Raw genomic sequence first — 24271 nt, forward strand, 5'->3', positions numbered from 1 at the left:
CGTTCGATCTTATGGACCTAATATTGCAAGTGGTATGCCAGAAGATATATTTATATATAACTACCTGTAATTGCATGGGGTTATATTTTTAGTGGTTTCTAACCATTGTAAAAAGGAGATGCCGTGATTAAAATTTAATCACTTTGCCGGATGCCGGTGATTAAAATTTAATCAGTGAAGCAGAAGCGTATTATGAAGTCAGAGAACAAAACACCCTATTTAAACCGGTCCATATCCCCTTGGGTGATCATTGGAATCAGTGTGGTCCTGGTGGGCGTGGTGGTTACCCAGGCCGCCATGAACTATAATCGTGAAAAAAAATATATGGGACAGATCCTTTCGGAAAAAGGCGCGGCACTGATTCGATCCTTTGAGGCGGGAACAATCACCGGCATGCTGGGCCGGATGGGAAGCGAGGCTCATCTGCAGACGTTGATGGAGGAAACGGCGGCTCAGGAGGATATCTCATATATCGCTATCACGGATCAATCTGGGATGATCCTTGCGCACAATCAAAAGGATAGAATAGGTACCTCGTTTACACCGCCCCTTTCCAAAGCGGATGCCCAGCCATCGGATCACCCCCAATGGCGCACGGTCAAGGGTCAGGGATCAAAATATTATTTTGAAGTATATAAAACGTTTCTGCCGACATTAAGAGGCAATGGGAAGCATCTGCATGGTCAGGGCAGAGGGTTCCGACGGCATATGATGGGCCGCGACCACATGGAAGAGTCCCATGAGTGTGCCCAGGGCTGGATCAGAGGCCAATCCCGGCAGCGCCTTTTAGATCCTGAAAACCGGCCGGCCATATTTATTGGGATGGACATCGCACCATTTGAACATGCCCGAAAAGAAGATCTTCAAAACAGCACTATAAGTATCGTACTGATTTTGTTTCTGGGACTGGGTGGCATTGTTTCTTTGTTCTGGGCCCAGAACCATGCCCGTTCCCGCAGGCTTCTTCTGGACACACGAGCATTTGCCTCCGAATTGGTAACAAGCCTGCCCATGGGGATTGTGGCGGTGGATGATGCTGCAAAGGTTATCTATGTAAATGAGACAGCCGCCAATTTTTTAAGAAAAAAGCTTGATCAAATAAAAGGTAAAAAGGCCGCCCAGGTGCTGCCGCCTTCTTTGTTGACACGGCTTGACCAGGTGGATAAAGGCGGTTTGGTTTCAGAACAGGAAATGAAACTGCCGTCCCACACGGGCAAAGCAATTCCGGTCACTGTAACCATTACAAAGATTGCCGGTACCCAGGGCAACTTTATCGGCCATGTTTTCATTATTAAAGATTTAAGCCGGATCAGGGCCCTGGAACTTGAGATCAAACAAAAGGAAAAGCTTGCGGCCGTAGGTATCCTCGCGGCCGGAGTGGCCCATGAAGTCAGAAATCCCTTAAGTTCCATAAAAGGTTATGCCACCTATTTCAGCAGCCTGTTTGATGCTCAGCCTGATAATAAAAAAGCCGCCAACATCATGGCTGAAGAGGTTGACCGGGTGAACCGGGTCATTTCGGAACTGCTTGAGTTTGCCCGGCCCATTCAACTGGAATTAAAGAAAACCAAGATTTTTGAGCTGGTGGACAAGGCATTGCGGCTGATAAAGTATGAGGCCGATCCGGCAGGTATAAAGATCATCAGTTCCGTTGAACCCAACCTGCCTGAAATTGAGGTGGATAAAGACCGGTTAACCCAGGTGCTGCTCAACATTTTTATAAATGCCATCCAGGCCATGCCGTCGGGCGGCACGCTAAGCGTCAACGTTAAGGCTGTGGAAAACAGGCTGCAATTTGATATTTCAGATACGGGCAACGGCATATCGCCCCAGGACCAAGCCAATATATTCAATCCCTATTTTACAACCAAAAAAAGCGGTACAGGCCTTGGCCTTGCCATTGCCTTTAAAATCATCGAAACCCATGGCGGGACCATCACCATTGAAAGCCTGAAAAATAAGGGCACCACCTTTTTGATTTCAATCCCCTTGAAACAAAACAAATTGGATCATAATGAAGAGGAACTGATATGAAAGGCCGATTACTGATTGTAGATGATGACACCGCCCACCTGTCAATGCTGGAAACCCTTTTAAAAAGTCTTTCTTACGACATTGAATGTGTCAAAGACGGTGCCGATGCCATCCGGCAAGTACAAAAAATGCCCTATGACCTTGTTCTCATGGACGTCAGGATGGCCAACGTGGGCGGCATGGAGGCGCTCAAAGAGATCAAGCACCTTAATCCCGCCATACCAGTCATTATCATGACCGCATACTCTTCGGTGGATAAAGCGGTTGAGGCCATGCGGCTGGGGGCGGATGACTATCTGACCAAGCCCTTGAATTTTGAGGAACTCAAGCTCTCCATTGAACGGGTGACCAAACATCTGCAATTGTCCCTGGAAAACAGTCAACTTAAAGAACAGTTGCTGGGTGAAGGAGATTTCTCCGGGATAATCGGTACAAGTCCGGCCATCAGAGAGGTCATTGACACGGCTAAGATTGCCGCACCCACCGATGCGAATATTCTGATTTCCGGGGAAAGCGGTACCGGTAAGGAGCTGTTTGCAAAGGCCATACACAAAAACAGCAAACGAAAAGAGAGTCCTTTGATTTCGGTGAATTGTGCCGCATTGAGTGAAACCCTGCTGGAATCTGAATTGTTCGGCCATGAAAAAGGGGCGTTCACCGGGGCGGATAAATCACGGGACGGCCTTTTCATATCGGCGGACAAGGGCACAATTTTTCTTGATGAAATCGGAGAGATCCCTTTATCCATGCAGGTAAAACTGCTCAGGGTCCTCCAGGAAAAAGAGATCCAGAAGGTGGGCTCCGATAAAGTGAAAAATATTGACGTGCGTGTGATTGTGGCCACCAACAAAGATTTGGAAAAAGAGGTGGAAGGGGGGAATTTTCGCCAGGACCTGTTTTACCGGCTCAATGTCATCAATGTAAAGGTGCCCCCACTGCGGCACAGAGCAGATGACATCCCTTTGCTTGCCCAAAAATTCTTAAACAGGTACACAAAAGAGAACAAAAAAGAGATTAAAGGGTTTACCCCCATGGCCATGGATGCCTTGGTCAAATACGGCTGGCCGGGTAACGTGCGCGAACTTGAAAACATTATTGAACGCGCCATTATTTTGTGTCTGGGGCAGTATATCTGTGAAAAAGATTTGCCTTCAAACGTGTTAAAGGATTATGAACCGGAAAATATAGTCGGCCATGGGCTTTCCGGGGGCGGAAAAACCCTGAATGAGATCGAAAGCATTGCCCTGATTGAGACGCTTAAGCAGACAAAGGGCAACAAAACCGAAGCGGCCAAAATTCTTAACATTACAAGAACAACGTTGAACAATAAGCTTAAGCGGCACAATCTGGACCTGGATAAAATTTTGCCGGAAAATCCATGATTGTAACGGTTAGAAATGAGTCAGACCGGACTTTATTGGGGATTTTTACACACGACAGTTTTATCCATGATGTATATTGGGGCCATTGAAATGAAACAACAAAAAGAAATACATAAGGCTTGAAACATTCTTACAAGTATCTTAGATTGAAAAAGTTATAAAAGCCATTCCCTGGTATAGGGTTAACGGTAAATGAGAAGTAATTGATACAAATTAGGAAACTTATGTCAGTTACAACTTGTCTTCGGCTGTCTGTAATCGTCTCTTTGCTCTTTCTGTCTTTTGGCTGCGGAAATGTAAAATCCCCCAGCCCTGCCCAGACTATTTCTAAACTTGAAAAGAGTCGCATAAGGGCAAAAAAAGCACGGGCTGACGTTTCTGATGATCCGGAAGAAAAAACAGCAGCGGCTCCTGTATCAAAATTACGCTTGAAACCTGTTCAAAAATCGGGTCCGCATGCTGCTCAAACGGCCCGGCAACCCATTTATTCTGAAATCGGCAAGGCCTCCTTTTACGCAGACAAATTTCAGTCCAGGAAAACCGCCAGCGGAGAACCCTTTAACCAGAAAGCAAAAACTGCAGCCCATAGACAACTGCCTTTTGGTACCAAGGTAAAGGTCACCAACAAAAAAAATAAAAAGAGTGTAATTGTAACCATCAATGACAGAGGCCCCTTTGTAAAGGGCCGCATCATTGATCTAAGCAAGTTTGCCTTCAGCCGCATCGGCAATACAAGAGACGGCACCCTGAATGTGGAAATTCAAATTGTCGATTAAAACGATTTTGATCAGCACGCTTTGTCATTAGTTAAGAATTTGTCAAATTGAAAAATCGGCTAAAGTCGTTAATACCTCTACTGGAAAAGCTCAAATGCAAAGCCTATGCAGAAATCTCAAAACAAATTATCCCAGCCGGATGATGCTTCATTCGAGCCGGCGTATCCAATACGTGATCATCACTTAGAAAAAGCCTCAAGGACATCATTTCAAACCCACTTGAGTCAAGCCGAAATGCGTCTAATGAAAGCAGGCGCAAGACGCAAACAGGTGTGGCGCACCATTCGAAGGATTTTTACATTCCTGTTGATCCTGGCAGTACTCTTGGGGGTGATTTATGAGCTTCAAACCTCCAAGCTTCAAGCGCATTATCTCAGCAGACTGGCGGCAAAGATCTGTGTGCGGGTTGATTCCGGAAAAAGTACGTCTGTTCAGTTTCCTACGGCAGGGCCCTATGATACGCGGCTTGGATATGTAGAATTGCCGACATTTCTTCGAAATCTCGACATCGCAGGTTACGACATCGAAGCCCAGGCACGCTTTTCTCCTTTTCTGCTTGAATACACCCAGGCCGGGTTTTATCCTGCGTACCGGGAAAAATCCAATGCAGGTCTTCGCATCGAAGACCGGTTGGGGCGCCTTATCTATGTCACTGCCTATCCTGAACGTATTTTTTCAGATTACAGCCAGATTCCGGACATCATCGTAAAAATTTTGCTCTACATCGAAAATCGTGAGCTGCTGGATCCACGCTACCCCCTTAAAAATCCCGCCGTGGAATGGAAACGCCTCACCGCCGCGGCCTTGGAGCTGGGGATTAAAGTCGTGGACAACAGTCGAAATGTTCCGGGGGGAAGTACCTTGGCTACCCAGATCGAAAAATACCGCCATTCGCCCCAGGGCCTGACACTTTCTGTTAAGGATAAATTTCAACAGATGGTATCTGCAAGCATGCGTGCCTATCTGGATGGAAAGGAAACCCTGCAGGCCCGATATGGCATTCTATGTGATTTTATCAACTCCATGCCCCTGGGTGCAATTACCGGGTACGGGGAAGTCATGGGGCTTGGCGACGGTTTGTATGCCTGGTACGGCGCCGACTTTACCCAAACAGTTCGCCTGTTGGCAGAGCGGCCCTTAAATTTATCCGGTTCAGACGTAAAAGCCAGGGCTGTTGCGTTGAAGCAGGTCGTCAGCCTTTTTGTGGCCCAACGCCGTCCATCGTATTATCTTTTACAAGACCATCCTGCCCTGAAAACCAAAACCGACACTTACCTTCGTTTGCTGGCCCGGGTTGGTATCATCACGCCAAGAGATCGGGATGCGGCGATCGAGGCACCTCTTGTTCTTCAGGAGCGGGTGGTGCTGCCAAAGGCCCAATCATTTCTCCATCGAAAGGCGCTCAATGCAGTCAGAGTCCAGTTACTGAACTTGCTGGATGTCGACCGGCTGTATCGGCTGGACCGTTTCGATCTCTCCGTTACCAGTACCGTGGACCAGTCCGTACAGCAGGAAACAACAACCTTGCTCAAAAGTTTCAGTGATCCCTTAACGGCCCAAAAGAATGAGCTATACGGGTATCACCTCCTCGGAGACGGTGATCCGTCCAATATTGTCTACAGCCTGACTTTGTACGAGCGGTCTGAAGGAGCCAATTTTATGCGCCTTCAGACCGACACGCTTGATCAGCCGCTCAATATCAATTCGGGCACCAAGCTGGAACTCGGCTCATCGGCCAAATTCCGGACATTGGCGACCTATCTTGAGATCGTTGCTGCCCTTCACGAACAGCACCATTCGCTCTCCCGGGCAGAATTGGCCGCAGTGGAGGTGGACCCAGCGGACGATTTGAGCCGCTGGGTGATCTCTTATCTAAGCGGATCTGGGGACAGGGCCCTTTCCGCCATGCTGAACGCCGCCATGCAGCGCAGCTATTCGGCAAGTCCCGAAGAGCAGTTTTTCACCGGCGGCGGTGTTCACACCTTTTCTAACTTTGACACGCGGCATGATGCCCGAATGTTTTCCGTGCAGGATGCCTTCAATCATTCGATCAACCTGGTATTCATTCGAATGATGCGAGACATTACCCAGTACTACAAATATCAGATCCCCGGGGTTCGGCAGCTTCTGGCAGATGCCAACGACCCCCGGCGGCACGATTATCTGGCCAAATTCGCGGATCAGGAGGGGCAAATTTTTCTTCAGCGGTTTTACCGCAAATACGCAGGAAAATCTTTTGATGAGGCATTTGACATCCTGCTGGAGGGAATGCGCCAAAACCCGAAAAACCTGGCTGCCGCTTTTCGATATATCAAACCGGCTGCCGGGCTCAAAGAATTCGAGGCGTTTCTTTCCGGTCACTTGAAAAACGGGCAGGCCGCCGGCAATCGTTTGCAGGAATTTTTTGAAATATCAGGCCCCCATGCCTATTCGCTTGTGGAGCTTGGCTATGTTACCCGGGTTCACCCCCTGGAGCTGTGGACGCTGGCTTATCTGAACCGGCACCCGGATGCCGGCCAAGGCGAAGTGATTCAAAACAGCGCGGCGGAACGTCAGGAGGTCTACACATGGCTGTTTAAGACCTCCAGAAAGAATAAACAGGATGTGCGCATCCGAGCCCTTCTCGAAGTGGAAGCGTTCAGTGAAATATTTTCGGAATGGAAGCGCTTGAAATACCCGTTTAACAGCCTGGTGCCGTCCTATGCCACAGCCATCGGCAGTTCTGCAGATCGACCGGACTCCCTGGCGGAACTTGTGGGCATCGTTTTGAACAAGGGCAAGTGGTATCCCACCATTCAGATCCAGAAACTTTGTTTTGGAGAAAAAACGCCCTATGAAACCAGGCTGGCCTATCAAAAAAGTGAGGGGAAGCAGGTGATGCACCCGGAAGTTGCCAAAGAGCTGCGCCAGGCGCTTTTAGGTGTGGTTGAAAGCGGTACGGCCCGGCGTATTCACAACGCATTTTTGCTTTCCGACGGCACCTATTTGGCCGTTGGCGGGAAAACAGGCACTGGCGACAACCGCCACAATATCTACAATTCGGACGGACAACTCATTGAATCCAAGGCGATAAACCGCACCGCCGTGTTTGTCTTTTTCATCGGCGACCGGTTTTACGGTGTTGTCACCGCCTATGTGGCGGGCCAGGATTCCGACGACTATACCTTCACAAGCGCCCTTGCGGTACAGATTCTCAAGGCCGCAGTACCGAAGTTGATGCCCTTATTAACAGGCGGTGGATAGCAGCGGGCCTCAGGTCTATTCCTTTTAAATAGCATTGATTTGTTAAAATGTCTTGACAACTTAACATGCTGTCAATTATGATGCGGGTATTATTAATTGAACGGTCCGCCGGATAATGCGTGAAATACAATTTCCGGGGGACTGCAAACTTGAGAATAAGACAGGCCATGCTGAATCCAGACTCCCCCATACCCTTGTATCATCAGATTTGTGAACAGCTCCAGTCCCGTATCCGGGAGGGGCTTTACCCACCCGGGCATATGATTCCGTCTGAAACGGAACTCTCAAAATCATATGGGGTAGGCCGGCCCACCGTGCGCCAGGCCATGGATCTTCTGGTGCAAAGGGGCTTGATCCAAAGAAAGCGTGGGTCCGGGACCTTTGTGAAGGAACCTTCGCCGCAAATTGATCTGTTTTCCCTTGCCGGGACCTCCCAGGCATTTTCAACCAAGGGGGTTCCCACACAAAAAAGAGTAATTGTGCCTTTGGAAAAAAAGACCGTTACAGGTGATGGTGCAAACCCTTTTCACGGCAAGGCCGCCTTTGCTATGTCCCGTTTGACCGTTGCCCGGGACGAACCTGTGCTGCTGGAGGATATTTTTTTGGATCCGGACTTGTTTGCGGGTATTGATCATATGGATCTTGGGGATAAATCCTTATCCCGGGTGGTGTCCGAACGGTTTTATCTTACACCCTCCGACGGTACCCAGCAGTTCCAGGTGGAACCTTTGAATGAACAACGGGCCTCTCTTTTGAGCATGCCGCCTTTAGATCCGATTCTGGTGGTTCGGCGGCTGTTAAATTTTCCCAAAGCGTCCGGCGCGATCTATTCAGTGCTGTTCTGCCGGACGGACCGGTTTGCTTTTTCCCAGACCATTAAAAATCAGATATAAATTTATGACCTTAATCAAATTGCCAACCATTTTACGAAAGGCAGATACATGAAACACCGCGGATATTACGGCCCCTTTGGCGGGGCATTTTTACCTGAAATCCTTGTGGCCACCTTTGAGGAGCTGGATGAGCGGTTCAGGCTGGCCAAAGAAGACAAGCGTTTCTGGGAAGAATATGAAACTTTGATGACAACTTACTCCTGCCGTCCCACGCCCTTGACCTATGCCGAAAACCTCACCCGGCACTTTGGCGGGGCAAAAATCTATATCAAACGCGAAGACCTCAACCACACAGGTGCCCATAAGGCAAACAATGTCATGGGCCAGGGGCTTTTAGTAAAAGAGATGGGTAAAAAACGGGTGATTGCCGAAACCGGGGCAGGGCAGCACGGTGTGGCCACGGCCACCATGGCCGCTAAGTTCGGTTTTGACTGCACCATCTACATGGGTGAAGTGGATGTCCTGCGCCAGCGGCCCAATGTGTTCTGGATGGAGCAGCTTGGTGCCACCGTGGTGCCGGTCACCGACGGTACCCGGATTCTCAAAGATGCCATCAATGAGGCATTCAGGGACTGGGTCACCAACATGGACTCCACCCACTATGTCCTGGGAACCGCCTGCGGACCCCACCCCTTTCCCGAAATGGTCTCCTGGTTCCAGTCCATTATTGGAAAGGAAGCCCGTACCCAGATCATGAAAGCCGAAGGCCGGCTGCCGTCCAAGGTCTTTGCCTGTGTGGGCGGCGGCTCCAATGCCATGGGACTTTTCCAGGGTTTCATGGATGATCCGGTTGAGCTTGTGGGTGTTGAAGCCGGTGGCGAAGGCATTGCCTCGGGCCGTCACGCATCCCGGCTTTGTTCCGAAGATGCCAGTCCCGGCATTGCCCAGGGGTATAAAACCTATTTTCTGCAGAACAGCGACGGCCAGATGAAAGAGACCCACTCCATTTCCGCAGGCCTTGACTATGTGGGTGTCTCCCCTATTCTTGCCAACATGCGGGATGAAAACAAAGCCCGGTTTGAATATGCCACGGACACCGAGGTGGTGGACGCCCTGAAATTGACCATGCAGATGGAAGGCATTATTCCGGCCCTGGAGTCTTCCCATGCCTTTGCCGGGGCCTTCAGGGAAGTCGGCAACATGTCCAAGGATGACATCATCATCATCAACCAATCCGGCCGGGGGGATAAAGACATCTTCACCGTGGCCGATGCCATTGGCGATCCCAAATGGAGAGAATTTATCTGTGCCAAAGCAGGAGAATATCAAAATGACTGATACAAAAACCCAGGCACCTGCCTTTCTGGAAACCTATATCCGTGAACAGCGAAAGAAAAAAGATATTTTGTTGATGACCCATATAGTCATGGGCTACCCGTCCTTTGACGCCTCATTTGAAATTGTCCGGCAGATGGTGGACGCAGGCGTAGACTTAATGGAGTTGCAGATTCCGTTTTCAGAACCCATGGCAGACGGGCCGGTGATCCTCAAGGCAAATCAGTCCGCCCTTGACAGGGGCGCCACTGTGGAACAATGTTTTGAGTTTGCCCAAAAAGTGTCTGAAAGTTTCGACATTCCGTTTCTGTTCATGACCTATGGCAACATCCTATATAAATACGGCATAGATGCTTTTGCCTCCCGGATGTCGGAAATCGGAATAAAAGGGGCCATTGTCCCGGATTTTCCTCCGGAAGAGGCGAATGATTATCTGTCAGCCATGAACAAACATGATCTGTCCCCGGTGTTTATCTTTTCTCCGGAGACATCGGACCAGCGTATGCAGATGATCGATACCCATGCCACAGGCTTTATTTACTGCCTGGCAAGAAAAGGGGTTACCGGAAAAGAAACTCAGTTTTCGTCGGAAATGGGGAGTTACCTTGACCGGTGCAGGCAACTTACCCGGCTGCCCACGGCCGTGGGGTTTGGCGTGAAAGAAAAGGCCGATGTCGATTTTCTTGTGGGCAAATCAGACATTGCCGTGGTGGGCTCCCAGACCATCCGGGAGGTGGAGCAAAAAGGAGTGGATGCCACAGGCCCGTTTATTCGTAGCCTGACATAATGAATCGTTTGATATTCAACGAATGATGTCATATAATGACTCTAAAGTGATATCAAAAACAGATTTCAATTTGGAGGGCATATGAAAACAATGACAATCAGAGGTGTTGAGCCTCAGCTTGCTGAAAAATTGAAACAGACTGCCCAGGAAAAAGGCAAAAGTGTCAACCAGTTGATCCTTGACCTGATCCAGGAACGTCTTGGCATGAAAAAACAGAAGTTGTATTCCAGGGAGTATGATGATCTTGACGGGCTTTTTGGCAGATGGAGCGAAACGGAATTTAAAACGATAGAAAACAACATCAGCAAAGAGCGGCGCATTGACCCGGAGATATGGGAATGAAAAAGGTGTTGATTGATACCAACATTTATTCCCTGGCCATGAAAGGAGATGTTGCCGTTGTCAGCCAATTAAGGAAAATAGACTGCATCGGGTTCTCAGCCATAAGCGTGGGAGAACTTTACGCCGGATTCAAAGGTGGCAGCTGGGAAGCGGCAAACCGGGATGAACTATACCTTTTTTTAGATTCCCCGCGGGTTATTGTTCTTTCTGTTGATGCAGAAACGGCTGAGTTTTATGCTTTTGTACTTCATAATCTAAAGAAAGCAGGAACACCCATACCAACCAATGATATATGGATTGCCGCCATTGCCTTCCAGCACGGATATCAAATGTTTACCCGGGATAAACATTTTTATTTTATTCCGGGATTGGTGCTGATTTGATAATGCATTCGCCACCTGTGATATTGCCATTTGGTTAAAATAGCATTGCGTCTTGATTCCTGATCCGGTTTGGGGTTTTATGATACAAATAAAGTGTTTGATCTGATATAACGGCCATGGGCCGACCTGACATATCAACTGCCAGGCATATCCCACAACAAAGATAGAAAGATCTGAGTAACCTGCCCAGACTTTCTTATAAAAGAATTAAAAAACCCCGAAGGAAACGTGCCATGAATGTGGATGGAAAACAGATGCGGCCCATCTGGTTTGATAAAGAGTCAAAAACCGTTAAGGTCATAGACCAGAGACGCCTGCCCCATGAATTGATAGTGGCAGATTTGACCACCAACGATCTGGTCATCCATGCCATTAAGGAGATGTATGTCCGGGGTGCCCCGTTGATCGGTGCCACAGGGGCGTTGGGAGTCTATGTTATTCTGGTGCAGCAGGGCAATCAGGGGGCGGACGATGCATGGTTTAAACGTGAATGTGCACGCCTTAGTGATGCCCGGCCCACGGCCACCAATTTGGCCTGGGGCGTGGACCGGGTTATGGAAAAAGCCCTCTCCGCATCCGGATATGATGCCCGGGTGGCCGCCGCCTTAAAAGAGGCCCTGGATATTGTGGAAGAAGAGGCGGTGAACTGCCGGAAGATAGGTGAATTCGGCCTGTCCATCATCAAAGAGATTGCTGAAAAGAAAAACGGTGAGCCCGTAAACATCTTGACTCACTGCAATGCCGGGTGGCTTGCCTGCATTGAGTACGGTACGGCCACAGCGCCCATGTACACCGCCTTTGATGCAGGTATTGATATTCATGTGTGGGTGGATGAAACACGACCCTTGAATCAGGGATCGCGCCTGACCGCCTGGGAACTTGGCAAACACGGTATCCGGCATACCGTGATCACGGATAATGCCGGGGGGCATCTCATGCAGCACGGCATGGTGGATCTGGTCATTGTCGGCACGGACCGCACCACCCGGGCCGGTGATGTGGCCAACAAAATCGGCACCTATCTCAAGGCCCTGGCTGCCCGGGACAACGATGTGCCCTTCTATGTCGCACTTCCCTCATCCACCTTTGACTGGACCATCACCGATGGTGTAAAAGATATTCCCATTGAAGAGCGGGATCCGGACGAGATTAAATACGTGCAAGGGGCTTGCGATGGAAAGATTTCATCGGTCCTGGTGCCGCCGGAAAACAGTCCGGCCGCCAACCACGCATTTGATGTGACCCCGGCCCGTCTTGTGACCGGCTTCATCACCGAGCGCGGCATCTGTGGTGCCACTGAAGACGAGATTATGGCATTGTTCCCGGAGAAAAAATAGGCTGCGCATGAAGACGCGGCCCAAACAGAGTTTTTTGGAAAACAGTTTATGACAACATCCCTCACAGACCTGGAAAAAAAAGTAATTTCACTGTTGCAGACCGATATTCCGGTCTGCAAACGCCCCTATCTTGTCATGGCAGAACAGATTGGGATTTCAGAGGAAAAATTTCTTGAAGTGCTCTCCGGTCTCCATGACAGAAATATGATCAGGCGCTTCGGTGCCACCCTCAAACATCAGAAATCTGGGTTTAAGGCCAATGCCATGGTGGCCTGGAAAGTGCCCGAAGAGCGGGTGGAAGAGGTGGGCCGTATTATGGCATCCTTCCGTGAGATTACCCATTGTTACAGAAGAGATCCTGCGTCCGGGTGGGATAAAAATTTGTACACCATGGTTCACGGGTCATCCGAAGACGAATGCTTTGCCATTGCTGCAAAAATTTCCGAGGCCACAGGTGAAAAAGATTACACCCTGTTGTTTTCCCGCCGGGAGCTGAAAAAAACCTCCATGCAGTATTTTGAAAACTGACCCGCCCCATATCCTTTGCGTTAACCCCTGGGTCCATGATTTTGCCGCCTTTGATTTCTGGGCCCGGCCTTTAGGCCTTTTCACCATTGCCGCCATCCTGCGTCAGAACCGGGTGCGGGTCTCCTTTTTGGACTGCATGAATCGGTTCCATCCCAGGAGAACAAAGCGTGTCAAGGTGTATTGGGACGGCAGAGGCCCCTTTGATAAAACCCCGATTCCTTTACCCGAGGTGCTTGAAACTCATCTGGGAGACACCAATGAAAATTTCACCCGGTACGGGGCTTTAATGGAGTGGATTGAACAGGATCTTTCGGCAATGGATCGGCCCGATCTGATTTTGGTCACCTCGCTCATGACCTACTGGGCCACGGGTGTGGCTGAAACCATTGATCTGCTTAAAAAGATTTTTCCCGGCGTGCCCGTGGTGTTGGGCGGTATTTATGCCAGCCTTTGTGAGACCCATGCCCGAAAATATTCCGGGGCAGACCAGGTCATTACCGGCGCGGCCGAATCCGTCCTTGCAGACCTGGTTGAAACATACACCGGATTTACCCTGAATTACATCCCGGACCCGGCAGACCTTGACGCCACACCTTTTGCCGCCCTGGATCTCCAGGATACCATGGCTTATGCCCCGATTCTGACCTCCCGGGGGTGCCCCTTTTCCTGCGAATACTGCGCCTCCTCCTTTCTTGAACCACGGTTTCGCAGGCGCTCCCCGGAAAATGTCTTTCAGGAAGTCCGGCACTGGTACACCAATTCCCAGGTGAAAAATTTTGCCTTTTACGATGATGCGCTTCTGATCAATCCGGAAAAATACGCGTTTCCCTTGCTTGAACGCATCATTGATGCAGAAATGAACATTTTTTTCCACACTCCTAATGCCCTGCATATAAAAGAGATTTCGGCAAAAGCAGCTGATTTGATGCTCAAGGCTGACTTTAAAACCATTCGCCTGGGGCTTGAAACTACCGATTTTTCAAGTCATCGCCACGACATTAAAGTTAAACAGGATGAATTTTTTACGGCCGTGGAGAACCTGCGCACAGCAGGGTTTGCAAAGGACCAGTTGGGGGCTTACCTCTTGTGCGGATTGCCTGGCCAAAATCTTGATGAGGTGGAAGAATCCATTGCTTTGGTGAAACGCTTAGGCGTAACCCCGGTTCTGGCCTATTACACCCCCATTCCCCATACCCCCATGTGGGCGGATGCCGTAAAAAATGCCCGTTTTGATATCACGGCCCATCCGGCGCTGACCAACAACAGCCTGTTTCCCTGTGTGCGCTCGCAACAGGACCTGGAGCGCATTTCTCAATTGAAAAAAATGGTGAAATAACGTATATCCCCCTAATCATGATAGTATTTGATCTGGAATGCATTAACGGCCATATTTTTGAAGGCTGGTTTGATGACCGGGACGATCTTAACCGGCAGCAAGAGCAGGGCCTTTTGCAATGTCCTGTGTGTGATAGCTTCTCCGTAAGCCCCAAACTGTCTGCCGTGGCCATACGAAAATCTGCCTCCCCAAGCCCTGCCGGTTCCGGCCGGGAGATGGCCTCCCAGGCCCAACTGGACGCCATGGCAGAGTTTGCCGAAAAAGTGACCCGGTACGTTGAAAACAACTACGAAGATGTCGGCTCATCCTTTGCCAAACAAGCCTTGGAAATGCATTATGGAGCCAAGGAATTTAAACAGATCCGGGGCACCACAACCCAGGAAGAGGAAAAGACCCTGGAAAAGGAAGGGGTTCCGGTAATGAAAATTCCAACTTTTATTAGAGATGACGAGGACCTCAATTAATTCCTTGTTTCCTGTTCCCTGCAATTCCAATTAAAAGCACGAAGGTCATTAAGATATTACAGCATGACACTTCGTGGTTTTCGTGACCTTCGTGGGAAAAAAACAAAAACACCCTTGCCTTTTTGGAAAAATGCAATAAATTTGCATTTATGAGTCGTTCATGATTCTGTCCGTTATGACGATATAAAATCTATCTAAAAGGAGCCTGACATGAAAAGGATTGTTCAGTTTTTTACTGTAATTTCAGTAATCGCAGTGCTCTACGGGCCGGTCTGGGCTAAAACGCCGGTACCCGTATTTGTCAGCATCGTGCCCCAGCAATATTTTGTGCAACAAATTGGCAAAGATAAAGTAGATGTTTCCGTAATGGTTCAGCCCGGGGCCAGCCCGGCCACATATGAGCCAAAACCCCTGCAAATGGCCAAATTATCCAGGACCCGCCTCTATTTTTCCATTGGCGTGCCCTTTGAAACGTTTTGGCTAAACAAAATTGCATCTGCCAATCCGGATATGACCATAGTCCATACGGATAAAGGGATAAAAAAAATGCCCATGGGTGTTCACCATCACGAGGGGGAAGAACAGGCCGAACACTATGATACCAAGGCTGAGACAGAAAGCGACCATGACCACGATGCTGATCACGGCCATGCCGGGCTGGACCCTCATATCTGGCTCTCCCCCAGGCTGGTCAAGATCCAGGCCGGTCACATCCTTGGTGCCCTTGCCGCCGAAGATCCTGAAAACAAGGATTTTTACACGGCCAATTATAATGCATTTATCAAGGAGATTGATGCCCTGGACCAGGATTTGGCCAGGATGCTGAAGGGCAAAGCCGGTATGCAGTTTATGGTTTTTCACCCGTCATGGGGGTATTTTGCCCGGGATTACAATCTGAAAATGATTCCCATTGAAATAGAAGGCAAAAATCCGAAACCGGCCAAACTGCAGGAATTGATCAAACATGCTCGAGACGAAGGGATCAACGTGATTTTTGTCCAGCCCCAGTTTTCAACCAAAAGTGCAGCTCTTGTGGCCAAGGAGATTAACGGACAGGTTATACCGGCCAACCCCCTGGCACTGGACTGGCTGGATAATATGAAAAAGGAAGCTGAACAGTTCAAGGAGGTCCTAAAATAGTCGAGATTCTAGAAAAAGCGCTGGTTACGGTAGAAAATGTGGATTTTTCCTACAATGGAGAGAACGTTCTTTCCGACATCAATTTAACCATCCGGGAGCATGATTTTATAGCCGTTATCGGTCCCAACGGCGGAGGAAAATCCACCCTGATCCGGCTGATCCTGGGTCTTCTTAAACCTGATAAAGGTAAAATCCGGGTGTTAGGAGAGCGTCCCGGCAAGCATAGCCAGGACCTGGGATATGTGCCCCAGAATGTCCATATCAACGATCATTTTCCCATTACCGCACTGGATGTGGTGCTCATGGGATGCCTGGGGACAGGCGGGCGGTTCGGGCAATCCGGACGGTCCAGAAAAGAGTGCGAAAGAGATGGGTTAGCCACCTTGGAGCGCCTGGGCATGGCTAAACACGCCCGCAAAAAGATCGGGGAACTTTCAGGGGGCCAACGCCAGCGGGTATTCATTGCCCGGTCTCTGATGACCCAGCCCAGGCTGTTGTTTCTTGACGAACCCACGGCCAGCATTGACTCAAGGGGCCAGGAAGAGTTTTTAAACCTGCTTGAAATCCTGAATAAGGATGTGGCCATTGTGGTGGTCACCCACGACCTGTTTGCTGTGTCCGGCTATGTCAAATCCGTGGCCTGCGTGAACCACGGGCTGCATTACCATTCCCAAGAGGAGATTAAAGGGCAGATGCTTGAAACCATGTATGAATGCTCGGTGGAAGATGTCTGCCGGGTGCAGGTGCTGGCCCAGGTCATGCCCGGGGCACCAGGACATAAAACTGCAGGGGGTGCCGATGGAAATCCTTAAATACGAATTTATGCGCCATGCTTTGGCCGCAGGGCTTTTGACCAGCATCATCTGCGGCATCATGGGTACCCTGGTGGTGGTGAACCGCATTGTGTTTTTGTCTGGTGGCATTGCCCACGCCGCTTATGGCGGGATTGGCATGGCATTTTATTTTAACTGGCCGATAATTCCTTCCACCATGGGGTTTTCCCTGGGCGCCTCTCTGGTTATGGCAGCCGTTACCCTGAACAACAGACAACGGGCCGATACGGTTATTGGTGTCATATGGGCCGTGGGCATGGCATTCGGCATAATTCTGGTGGATTTGACCCCGGGGTATAATGTGGATCTGATGAGCTATCTTTTCGGCAGCATTCTCACCGTGCCCGGATCAGACTTGGTTATTATGGGTATCATTGGTGCCCTGATTCTTTTTCTGGTTGTCTTTTTTTATAAAGAACTGATGGCGGTTTCCTATGACGAGGAATTTGCGGGTTTGCGGGGGCTTCCGGTGCGCGGGATTTACTTTTCCCTGATTGCCATGCTCGGGCTTACCGTGGTCATGGTGATCCAGGTGGTGGGGTTGATCATGGTGATTGCGCTGCTCACCATCCCGCCGTTTATGGTGGAAAAATATGCCCGGTCCCTGGGGACCATGATGGCTGGTTCAAGTTTGCTGGGTGCCTGTTTCACCATGGCTGGGCTGTATTTGTCCTACCGGTTTGATCTGACCTCGGGGGCTGCCATTATCATGGTGGCCGGCACCGTGTTCCTGGTCTCCCTGGGTGTTGAAAAATTCTGGGCGTTTATACCCAGAACGGTTCAGCATGCCGGAGAAGTCAAAAGGTAAGATCATGTGTATCCACTGTGATTACAGGGAACTGCTTGAAGACGCGGGTGTGGCATCCACCACCAACCGGATGCGGGTACTGGAAGTCATCGGCGGTAACAATTTTCCTTTGTCTGCGGCAGATATCCACGAAACCCTGGAGAGATCTGCCCACATCAACCGGGTAACCGTATACCGCATCCTGGATCTGCTCGTTGAAAAGCAGATTGTGGTCAGGATCGCCACCGGCGGCCGGGCCGCCTACTACGGCATGGCTCCCAACGCACATCACCCGGCACATCCCCATTTTTACTGCACCCGGTGCGGGCGCATGGACTGCCTGACACCTGAAGCCGTGAACATTGATTTTCAAGCCTTTGAAAATACCTTCCCGGGCCGTATAGATAAGTTTGAGTTGCGTATAGACGGCATTTGCAGAAACTGCCTTAAGAAAAAGGAGTAATCTGGCTTCCTTATTTTTAGGCTTGACAAGAGTCACTTCTCTGTGCATTGTTGATTGGCCGGACGGTTAATAGGTAGCAATAAAAACTACCACGAACGAATTTGTTATCTGCCTGGTTTGCCCACAACAAAACATAAAAAATGATGGAGATATAAATGAGCGTTCAACGTGCAAGAGACCCGGAAGCCACGAAAAAAGCACTGTTGGATGCCGCAGAGAAAGAGTTTCTTGAAAAGGGGTTCGGAAAAAGCGCCATGAGCCAGATCGCACGGCGGGCCGGCATTACAAAAAGTTTGATCCACCATTATTTTGGATCCAAGCAGGGACTGTGGGAAGAAGTTAAGGCCCGCAGATTTGAGGAGTATTATCAAAAGCAGATGGAGATGTTTGACCAATACGACAACTCCAACAGACTGGAGCTGCTCCGGGAATCCGTGGCCGTTTATTTCCGGTTTTTGAAAAAAAATCCCCAGTTGATCCGTATCCTGGTCTGGATGTATCTGGAGCGGGACCAGGAAATGTGCCTGGAAAAGGATAAAAAGCTGGTGGAAATCGGGGGAGCCGAATTGAGACAGGCCCAGCGGGACGGCTATATCCGCCAGGATATTGATCCACGGTTTATCCTGTTTACGTTCATCGGTCTTTGTCAGCACTGGTTTCAGGATAAGGAGCATTTTTTGAGCGATTTCGGTTCGGAAGGTCTGCCGGAAGATTTGGACGAGGCTTACCTGGATGCCGTCAGTAAGATTTTTTTGGAAGGACTTTTGCCGCGATAAGCGGCATTTTTTTGAAAATTTAATTGACCGGCCGGCCGGTTAAGTGCAATCGATTCAAACTGAACAGGAGGAAATCATGAAAACAAAGACCCGGCATCTGCATGTGATTTTCGGATTCATCTTTTTGGGGGCTGCTCTGACCTTATGGATATGGCCTCAGAAACAGCAGGCCTCGCCATCCCGGCAACACATTACTACTGTTGGCGTGGACAAGGTGGAGAAAATCACCACCCGGCGGACGATTCGGTTTTCAGGGGTTACCAGAGCCGTTCAACGCGCGGTGATGGCATTTTCCATTCCCGGCCGGTTGGTCAATAGACCGGTGGAAGTGGGATCCCGGGTAAAAGAAGGCCTTGAACTGGCCAGGATTGATGTCTGGGAATACCGGAACATGGTGAACATGGCCCGGGCAACAGTGGCGGAACTGAATGTTCGCGCATCCCAAGCCGGGAGAGATAGGCAACGTATTCAAAAACTGGCAGACGTGCAGGCGGCAACGGCCGAGGAATTGGAGCAGGTAACCGCCGCAGCAGATTCCGTTAATGCGTCGCTTTCGGCAGCAAGTGCCCAGCTGGACGAGGCCAAAAGGGTCTTGAACGAGGCAACGCTCAAGGCCCCCTTTGCCGGAACGGTGACTGCTGTTTATCTGGAACCTGGCGAATATGCCTCTCCGGGTAAACCGGTTGTGGAGTTGTCCGGGGACGGGGATATCGAATTGCAGGTGGAGGTCCCGGAGAACATGGTCATGACGCTGGCGAAAGGGGAATCCGTCTGCGTGATCCTGCCCATAGCCGGTGGAAAACAGGTCGCCGGGCGGGTCAAATCCGTAGCCCGGGCTGCGGCCGCAGCGGGACGCTTGTTTCCGGTTGTGGCAGCCCTGGAACCGGTACCCGGCCTTTCCGCCGGCATGACCGCAGAATTGGTCCTGGAAGTGGAAACCGAAGGGGAACTCACCGTACCTGTGAAGTCTGTCCTGAATCCGGGTTCCAGTCGCCCGTATGTTTTCTGCCTTGATGGAGAGGTGGTCCGCCGGGTGGCGGTGGCGCTCAGGTCATTCTCGGGTGACCGCGTCGTTGTCCGGGGCGGCCTGTCCAGGGGGAATCGTGTTGTGGTTTCCGGCCATACCATGCTCAGAGACGGTGAAAGGGTGAGGGTGGCATTATGAAAATTGTTGACGCCATTTTGAACCAACGCCGGCTGATCTTGACCCTGGCAGGCGTTCTTTCTCTGGTGGGCGCGTTCATGTGGACCACCATGACCCGTCAGGAAGACCCGCGCCTTCCCGATTTCTGGGGGCAGATCGTTGCGGCCTATCCGGGCGCGGACGCAGAAACCGTAGAACGCCTTGTACTGGAACCTATGGAAGACGCCTTGGCCGAAGTATCCGATATCAAAAAGATCGAGGCCACAGCGTATGACGAGGTCGCTGTGGTTTTCGTGGAACTGAGAGGGGGCACAGCAGACTTCTCGGAAGCCTGGGACGACGTGCGGGAAGCCCTTGAAACGGCATATGGGGAGTTTCCGGACGGGGCGGCCCCGCCGGCCCTGGACGACGACATGATGGACCAGGACTCCGTGGTGCTGGCCGTGTCAGGCGATCCCGATCCCTTGGTGCTTCTGGACGCTGCCCGGAAACTGAAGGACGGCCTTCTGGCCCTTTCCATGGTGAGCCGGGTGGAAATCGTTGCCGACCCGGGAGAACAGGTCACATTGGACCTGGATGACGCTGCGGCCCGGCGCATTGGCGTTGATGCCGTTCAAATGGCGAAGCTGCTTAATGCCCGGAATCAGATCATTGCCGGCGGCTCACTCCGGCTGGAAGATAAAACCGTTCGTCTGCGGCCGCTCTCCGAGTTTTCATCCGTGGCGGAGATTGCCCGGACCCAGGTTCTGCTTTCTTCAGGAAGTTCAATTCCCCTGGGGGAAATCGCCCGGGTTCATCTGGGACCGGAAGAGCCGACCACGTCCCGGATGCGTGTAAACGGTACGAGAACTCTGGGTATTGCCATAGTTCCCCGCCGGGAGATCAATCTTGTGAATTTTGGGCAGGCCGTCCGGGAGAAGGTCGATGCCATTGCGCCGGCCTTAAGTCCGGTCTCCATACAGGAGGTGACGTTCCAGCCAAAACGCACCGAGGCCAGATTGGGGGAATTAGGCCAGTCTCTCCTCCTCGGAATCCTGATTGTGGGCGGCATTCTGATCCTCGCCATGGGCCTGCGCATGGGCCTGGTGGTCGCCTCCGTGGTGCCCTTGGTTACGCTGTCGTCCCTGGCTGTTTTCGCCTGGGCGGGCGGCGTGCTTCATCAGGTATCCATTGCCTCACTGGTGCTGGCCCTGGGCATGCTTGTGGACAACGCCATCGTGGTGGCGGAGAATATCCAGTGGCGCCTGGACCGGGGCGCCCGCAACGGGGAGGCGGCCGGTGGAGCGGTCCGGGAACTGGCGGTCCCCTTGGCCGGTGCCACAGCCACCACCATGGCCGCTTTTGTTCCCATGCTGATTGCCAAGGGACTCACTGCGGAGTTTACAAAGAGCATTCCCATTGTCATCATGCTGACCTTGTCGGTGAGCTATTTGTTTGCCCTTCTGGTGACACCTGTGCTTTCCCGGATGTTTTTGAAACCAAGATCGTTAAAGGCAGTGTCGTCGGCTGAATGCTTGGGATCGAAACTGGCCCGTTTCGCGGTCCGGCGGTCCGGGTGGGTGATTCTGGCCGCCTTGGCAGCGGTGGCCAGTTCATTTGCAGGCGCCGGGTGGGTGCATCAGCAGTTTTTTCCGGCTTCGGACCGGAACCAGTGCGTGATGGACCTGAAACTGGCCGAGGGATCTCACCTGGACGCCACGGATGCAGCGTCCCAAAAATTAGAACAGGCCCTTCTGTCCCGGCCGGAGGTGGTCAAGGTCACCGCTTTGATAGGCAGAAGCGTTCCCAAGTTTTACTACAACATCAACCGGATTCCCTATAGCCCGCATCTGGCCCAACTCATCGTCGAAACACGGAAGAGGGGAGATTTGACAGGATTGTTGACCTGGACCCGGAATTATGTCGAGGCCCAGCTTCCCGGCGTGGAACTGGTGGCCCGGAAACTCAAACAGGGGCCTCCGGTTGGGGCTCCGGTGGAAGTTAGAATATATGGAAATGATCTGGAGGATCTGAATACCACCGCGGCAATGGTCGCCGGAAAGTTGAAAAAAATCGGCGGCGTCACAGATGTTCGGCACGATCTTGGACCTGGCGCACCAACGATTCGATTCAACATCAATGATGCGGCCGCGTCCCGCTACGGTTTATCCCGGGCGGACTTGGCCCAAGCCCTGTACGGACGGACCCGGGGGCTTCCAGTTGGTGAACTTCACGTGGGAGAAGATCCCATCCCGGTGGTGATCCGCTCATCCGCAGGAGAAAATCTGCCCATGGATGATCTGGCATCTATTTCCGTGGCCGCTCCGGATGGGCAGCTCATTCCTCTGGCTCAGGTGGCAAGCATAGAGACGGCCTGGCGGCCTGCTGCTGTAAGGCATTGGAACACCCGCAGGGTGGTGACGGTGTCGTCCCAACTCATGGAGGGATATACCTTCAGCGATATTTTGGCACAATTGGAACCCGGGATCAGGGCCATGGATCTTCCCCCGGGTGTGGAGATCGGGTTTGGGGGGGATGCCGAAGGCTCCGGAGAGGCCAATACTGCGTTGATGAAAACGTTTCCTATTGGGCTGATACTTCTGCTCGCTGTGCTGTTGGCTGAATTTAATTCATTCCGCTGCATGTTCATCATTTTGGCCACGGTGCCCCTTTCCGCTGCTGGAGTCGTGCCCGGCCTGCTTATCGGCGGGCAACCCTTTGGATTCATGTCCATGCTCGGCATAATCGCACTGGTGGGTATCGTGGTCAATAACGCCATCGTGCTGCTGGAAGTGGTGGAAAACCGGCGGCGCGCAGGAGCCGGTGTGGGCAAGGCCCTTGAGGATGCCGTGTCCCGCCGAATCCGTCCCATCCTGCTGACCACCGCCACAACGGTGGCCGGACTGCTCCCCCTGGCACTGTCGTCTTCCACCCTGTGGCCGCCCCTGGCCTCAGCCATGATTTCCGGACTCCTGGCTTCCACGTTGCTGACCTTGGTGGTGGTTCCGGCCCTGTACCGAGTCATGTTCAGTCCAAGATCGTTTCACCTTCCCGCCATGGGAAAGCGGGGCACTGGGGTTGTCATGTCTATGGTTATCGTCCTGGCAGGGGCAACGGCTGCCAGGGCAGACGGACCGATCCGTGTCTCTTTGACCCGGGCCATGGAGATGGCCATGGCCCGTCCGGCGGTTGCATCTGCGGATGCGTTGGTGCTTGCCGCACAAAAGGCGGCTGAAGCCGAACGCCGAACGGCGCTCTGGCCCGTCATTGGATCATCGGCATCCCATTCATGGCGGGACCGGGACCAAGCCATGGAAACACCCTTCGGGGCGTTTTTAGCTGGTGAAAGAAACACCAATGCCGCCACGGTCAAGATTTCACAACCGATATTTGATCCGGCCGGGCTTCTTTACTCGGCGCCTGCCGCGCGTGACGAAGCCCGGTCAGAGTCTTTGCGGTCGGAATGGCTCCGCCGGGAAATGGCCGCCGAAGCGGGGGATGCTTGTCTATATATCCTGGAGATTGATGCCCGGATTGACGCCACCGGAGCATTTTTGAAGAGTCTGGCCGCCCGGTTGAATGAGAGTCGGGAAATGGTAGGCGTAGGCCGGGCCTTGGAGGCAGATGCGCTTAAAATCGAGTTGGCCCATGACCAGGCCCAGCAGGATATGAGAGAGCTTAAGCGCTCCCGGGATATTGCCCTGGTGGCTCTGGCCCGGGCCGTGAATTACGACGGGCTCTTGGAACCGGAACCTGCCCCGGATCTGGTGAACCGCGAGTCTCCCTCTGCTTCTGAGGCATTTGACATGGCCCTGGCGCAACGCCCGGATCTGGCCGCCCTTAAAACCGCCATTGAGGCCCTGGAAAAACGGCGCTTGGCCGTGCGCGCAGGTGCTTGGCCCCGACTGGACGCCGACGCCGCCTGGGTTTGGAATGATCCCTCGTCCTATACGGAAAAAGAGTGGTGCCAGGTATCGCTCACCCTTACCTGGACGCCTTTCACCGCCGGGACCCGGGGCCCTCAAGCCGCCGCCATAGCCGCTCGCACAGATTCCCTTCGCTATGACCTTGAGGAAGCCCGGCAGGGCATAAACCTTGATGTGAAATCCGCAACTACCGCCATCGAAAATGGCCGGGACGCGTTTCGGGTGGAAGAACGGGGCGTTGTCCAGTCCGAGGAAACCCTGCGGGTAGAACGCGCCCGTTACCGGGGCGGCCGAGCCACGACAAATGATCTACTCGATGCCGAAGCCCAAGTCCGGGAACGCCGGACCATGCGTGAAATTGCCCGGCTCAGGATTGTCCGGGCCTGGATTCGATTGTGGATGATTACGGGGAAAGACAAACCTCCCTTTTGAAGTTTTACTTC

At 51.7% G+C, this 24271-nt stretch carries 20 protein-coding genes; all 20 read left to right on the top strand.

The genetic code is table 11. The annotated features are described in order from the left end of the window. Positions 1-192 precede the first annotated feature (192 nt). The 20 genes from B147_RS0113510 to B147_RS28375 all read left to right on the top strand — a co-directional run bounded on the left by B147_RS0113510 (position 193) and on the right by B147_RS28375 (position 24260). Entirely contained in the window at positions 193-2034 is a 1842-nt protein-coding gene (locus tag B147_RS0113510; RefSeq protein ID WP_020587735.1) for an ATP-binding protein, read from the top strand. Continuing rightward, entirely contained in the window at positions 2031-3416 is a 1386-nt protein-coding gene (locus tag B147_RS0113515; RefSeq protein ID WP_020587736.1) for a sigma-54-dependent transcriptional regulator, read from the top strand. The genes B147_RS0113510 and B147_RS0113515 overlap by 4 nt, the downstream gene beginning before the upstream one ends. Positions 3417-3640: 224 nt before the next feature. Further along, the gene (locus tag B147_RS0113520) at positions 3641-4192 is read left to right on the top strand and encodes a septal ring lytic transglycosylase RlpA family protein (RefSeq protein WP_020587737.1); all 552 of its coding nucleotides are present in this window, start codon (positions 3641-3643) and stop codon (positions 4190-4192) included. 234 nt (positions 4193-4426) lie between these two features. Beyond that, on the top strand, positions 4427-7435 hold the full coding sequence (locus B147_RS0113525) for a transglycosylase domain-containing protein (protein WP_026259650.1): 3009 nt from the start codon (positions 4427-4429) through the stop codon (positions 7433-7435). Between the two features lie 167 nt (positions 7436-7602). Beyond that, complete coding sequence (locus tag B147_RS0113530) at positions 7603-8328, top strand: GntR family transcriptional regulator (protein WP_033397391.1); 726 nt, start codon at positions 7603-7605, stop codon at positions 8326-8328. A 48-nt stretch (positions 8329-8376) separates the two neighbouring features. Then, positions 8377-9606: a tryptophan synthase subunit beta gene (trpB, locus tag B147_RS0113535; protein WP_020587740.1), complete on the top strand. Its 1230-nt coding sequence runs from the start codon at positions 8377-8379 to the stop codon at positions 9604-9606. After that, the gene (trpA, locus tag B147_RS0113540) at positions 9599-10390 is read left to right on the top strand and encodes a tryptophan synthase subunit alpha (protein ID WP_020587741.1); all 792 of its coding nucleotides are present in this window, start codon (positions 9599-9601) and stop codon (positions 10388-10390) included. Before trpB ends, trpA begins: the two co-directional genes overlap by 8 nt. 81 nt (positions 10391-10471) lie before the next feature. Next, complete coding sequence (locus B147_RS0113545) at positions 10472-10732, top strand: RodZ family helix-turn-helix domain-containing protein (RefSeq protein WP_020587742.1); 261 nt, start codon at positions 10472-10474, stop codon at positions 10730-10732. Next, complete coding sequence (locus B147_RS0113550) at positions 10729-11115, top strand: type II toxin-antitoxin system VapC family toxin (protein WP_020587743.1); 387 nt, start codon at positions 10729-10731, stop codon at positions 11113-11115. Before B147_RS0113545 ends, B147_RS0113550 begins: the two co-directional genes overlap by 4 nt. Before the next feature lie 233 nt (positions 11116-11348). Beyond that, a complete protein-coding gene (mtnA, locus tag B147_RS0113555) occupies positions 11349-12452 on the top strand; it encodes an S-methyl-5-thioribose-1-phosphate isomerase (RefSeq protein ID WP_020587744.1) in 1104 nt (367 codons plus the stop codon). Positions 12453-12500: 48 nt separating this feature from the next. Continuing rightward, complete coding sequence (gene ahbB, locus B147_RS0113560; RefSeq protein WP_020587745.1) at positions 12501-12980, top strand: siroheme decarboxylase subunit beta; 480 nt, start codon at positions 12501-12503, stop codon at positions 12978-12980. Further along, the gene (locus B147_RS0113565; protein WP_020587746.1) at positions 12970-14316 is read left to right on the top strand and encodes a B12-binding domain-containing radical SAM protein; all 1347 of its coding nucleotides are present in this window, start codon (positions 12970-12972) and stop codon (positions 14314-14316) included. Before ahbB ends, B147_RS0113565 begins: the two co-directional genes overlap by 11 nt. Before the next feature lie 17 nt (positions 14317-14333). Beyond that, positions 14334-14780 (top strand): DUF1178 family protein, encoded by a 447-nt coding sequence (locus tag B147_RS0113570; protein WP_020587747.1) that lies wholly within the window; start codon positions 14334-14336, stop codon positions 14778-14780. A 210-nt stretch (positions 14781-14990) separates the two neighbouring features. Then, positions 14991-15920 carry a metal ABC transporter solute-binding protein, Zn/Mn family gene (locus B147_RS0113575; protein WP_020587748.1) on the top strand — a complete coding sequence of 310 codons (930 nt, stop codon included), beginning with the start codon at positions 14991-14993 and terminating at the stop codon, positions 15918-15920. A 38-nt stretch (positions 15921-15958) separates the two neighbouring features. Continuing rightward, a complete protein-coding gene (locus B147_RS28365) occupies positions 15959-16732 on the top strand; it encodes a metal ABC transporter ATP-binding protein (protein WP_020587749.1) in 774 nt (257 codons plus the stop codon). Further along, positions 16719-17561 carry a metal ABC transporter permease gene (locus tag B147_RS0113585; RefSeq protein ID WP_020587750.1) on the top strand — a complete coding sequence of 281 codons (843 nt, stop codon included), beginning with the start codon at positions 16719-16721 and terminating at the stop codon, positions 17559-17561. Before B147_RS28365 ends, B147_RS0113585 begins: the two co-directional genes overlap by 14 nt. A gap of 4 nt (positions 17562-17565) precedes the next feature. After that, positions 17566-18003, top strand: coding sequence for a Fur family transcriptional regulator (locus B147_RS0113590; RefSeq protein ID WP_020587751.1), 438 nt, complete (start codon positions 17566-17568; stop codon positions 18001-18003). 155 nt (positions 18004-18158) lie between these two features. After that, on the top strand, positions 18159-18779 hold the full coding sequence (locus tag B147_RS30305; protein WP_020587752.1) for a TetR/AcrR family transcriptional regulator: 621 nt from the start codon (positions 18159-18161) through the stop codon (positions 18777-18779). 76 nt (positions 18780-18855) lie between these two features. Then, entirely contained in the window at positions 18856-19944 is a 1089-nt protein-coding gene (locus B147_RS0113600; protein WP_020587753.1) for an efflux RND transporter periplasmic adaptor subunit, read from the top strand. After that, a complete protein-coding gene (locus B147_RS28375; protein ID WP_020587754.1) occupies positions 19941-24260 on the top strand; it encodes an efflux RND transporter permease subunit in 4320 nt (1439 codons plus the stop codon). Before B147_RS0113600 ends, B147_RS28375 begins: the two co-directional genes overlap by 4 nt. The last annotated feature ends 11 nt before the right edge of the window (positions 24261-24271 follow it).

Source organism: Desulfobacter curvatus DSM 3379 (assembly GCF_000373985.1).
GTDB classification, from domain to species: domain Bacteria; phylum Desulfobacterota; class Desulfobacteria; order Desulfobacterales; family Desulfobacteraceae; genus Desulfobacter; species Desulfobacter curvatus.

Bases quoted from the DNA above. Each gene is read 5' to 3' on its own strand.
- B147_RS0113525 (WP_026259650.1), top strand. From the start codon at position 4,427: ATGCGTCTAATGAAAGCAGGCGCAAGACGCAAACAGGTGTGGCGCACC.
- B147_RS0113545 (WP_020587742.1), top strand. From the start codon at position 10,472: ATGAAAACAATGACAATCAGAGGTGTTGAGCCTCAGCTTGCTGAAAAA.
- B147_RS0113600 (WP_020587753.1), top strand. From the start codon at position 18,856: ATGAAAACAAAGACCCGGCATCTGCATGTGATTTTCGGATTCATCTTT.
- B147_RS0113550 (WP_020587743.1), top strand. From the start codon at position 10,729: ATGAAAAAGGTGTTGATTGATACCAACATTTATTCCCTGGCCATGAAA.
- B147_RS0113575 (WP_020587748.1), top strand. From the start codon at position 14,991: ATGAAAAGGATTGTTCAGTTTTTTACTGTAATTTCAGTAATCGCAGTG.
- B147_RS0113530 (WP_033397391.1), top strand. From the start codon at position 7,603: ATGCTGAATCCAGACTCCCCCATACCCTTGTATCATCAGATTTGTGAA.
- mtnA (WP_020587744.1), top strand. From the start codon at position 11,349: ATGAATGTGGATGGAAAACAGATGCGGCCCATCTGGTTTGATAAAGAG.
- B147_RS0113520 (WP_020587737.1), top strand. From the start codon at position 3,641: ATGTCAGTTACAACTTGTCTTCGGCTGTCTGTAATCGTCTCTTTGCTC.
- B147_RS0113515 (WP_020587736.1), top strand. From the start codon at position 2,031: ATGAAAGGCCGATTACTGATTGTAGATGATGACACCGCCCACCTGTCA.
- B147_RS30305 (WP_020587752.1), top strand. From the start codon at position 18,159: ATGAGCGTTCAACGTGCAAGAGACCCGGAAGCCACGAAAAAAGCACTG.
- B147_RS0113570 (WP_020587747.1), top strand. From the start codon at position 14,334: ATGATAGTATTTGATCTGGAATGCATTAACGGCCATATTTTTGAAGGC.
- ahbB (WP_020587745.1), top strand. From the start codon at position 12,501: ATGACAACATCCCTCACAGACCTGGAAAAAAAAGTAATTTCACTGTTG.
- B147_RS0113585 (WP_020587750.1), top strand. From the start codon at position 16,719: ATGGAAATCCTTAAATACGAATTTATGCGCCATGCTTTGGCCGCAGGG.
- B147_RS0113590 (WP_020587751.1), top strand. From the start codon at position 17,566: ATGTGTATCCACTGTGATTACAGGGAACTGCTTGAAGACGCGGGTGTG.
- B147_RS28375 (WP_020587754.1), top strand. From the start codon at position 19,941: ATGAAAATTGTTGACGCCATTTTGAACCAACGCCGGCTGATCTTGACC.
- trpA (WP_020587741.1), top strand. From the start codon at position 9,599: ATGACTGATACAAAAACCCAGGCACCTGCCTTTCTGGAAACCTATATC.
- B147_RS0113510 (WP_020587735.1), top strand. From the start codon at position 193: ATGAAGTCAGAGAACAAAACACCCTATTTAAACCGGTCCATATCCCCT.
- trpB (WP_020587740.1), top strand. From the start codon at position 8,377: ATGAAACACCGCGGATATTACGGCCCCTTTGGCGGGGCATTTTTACCT.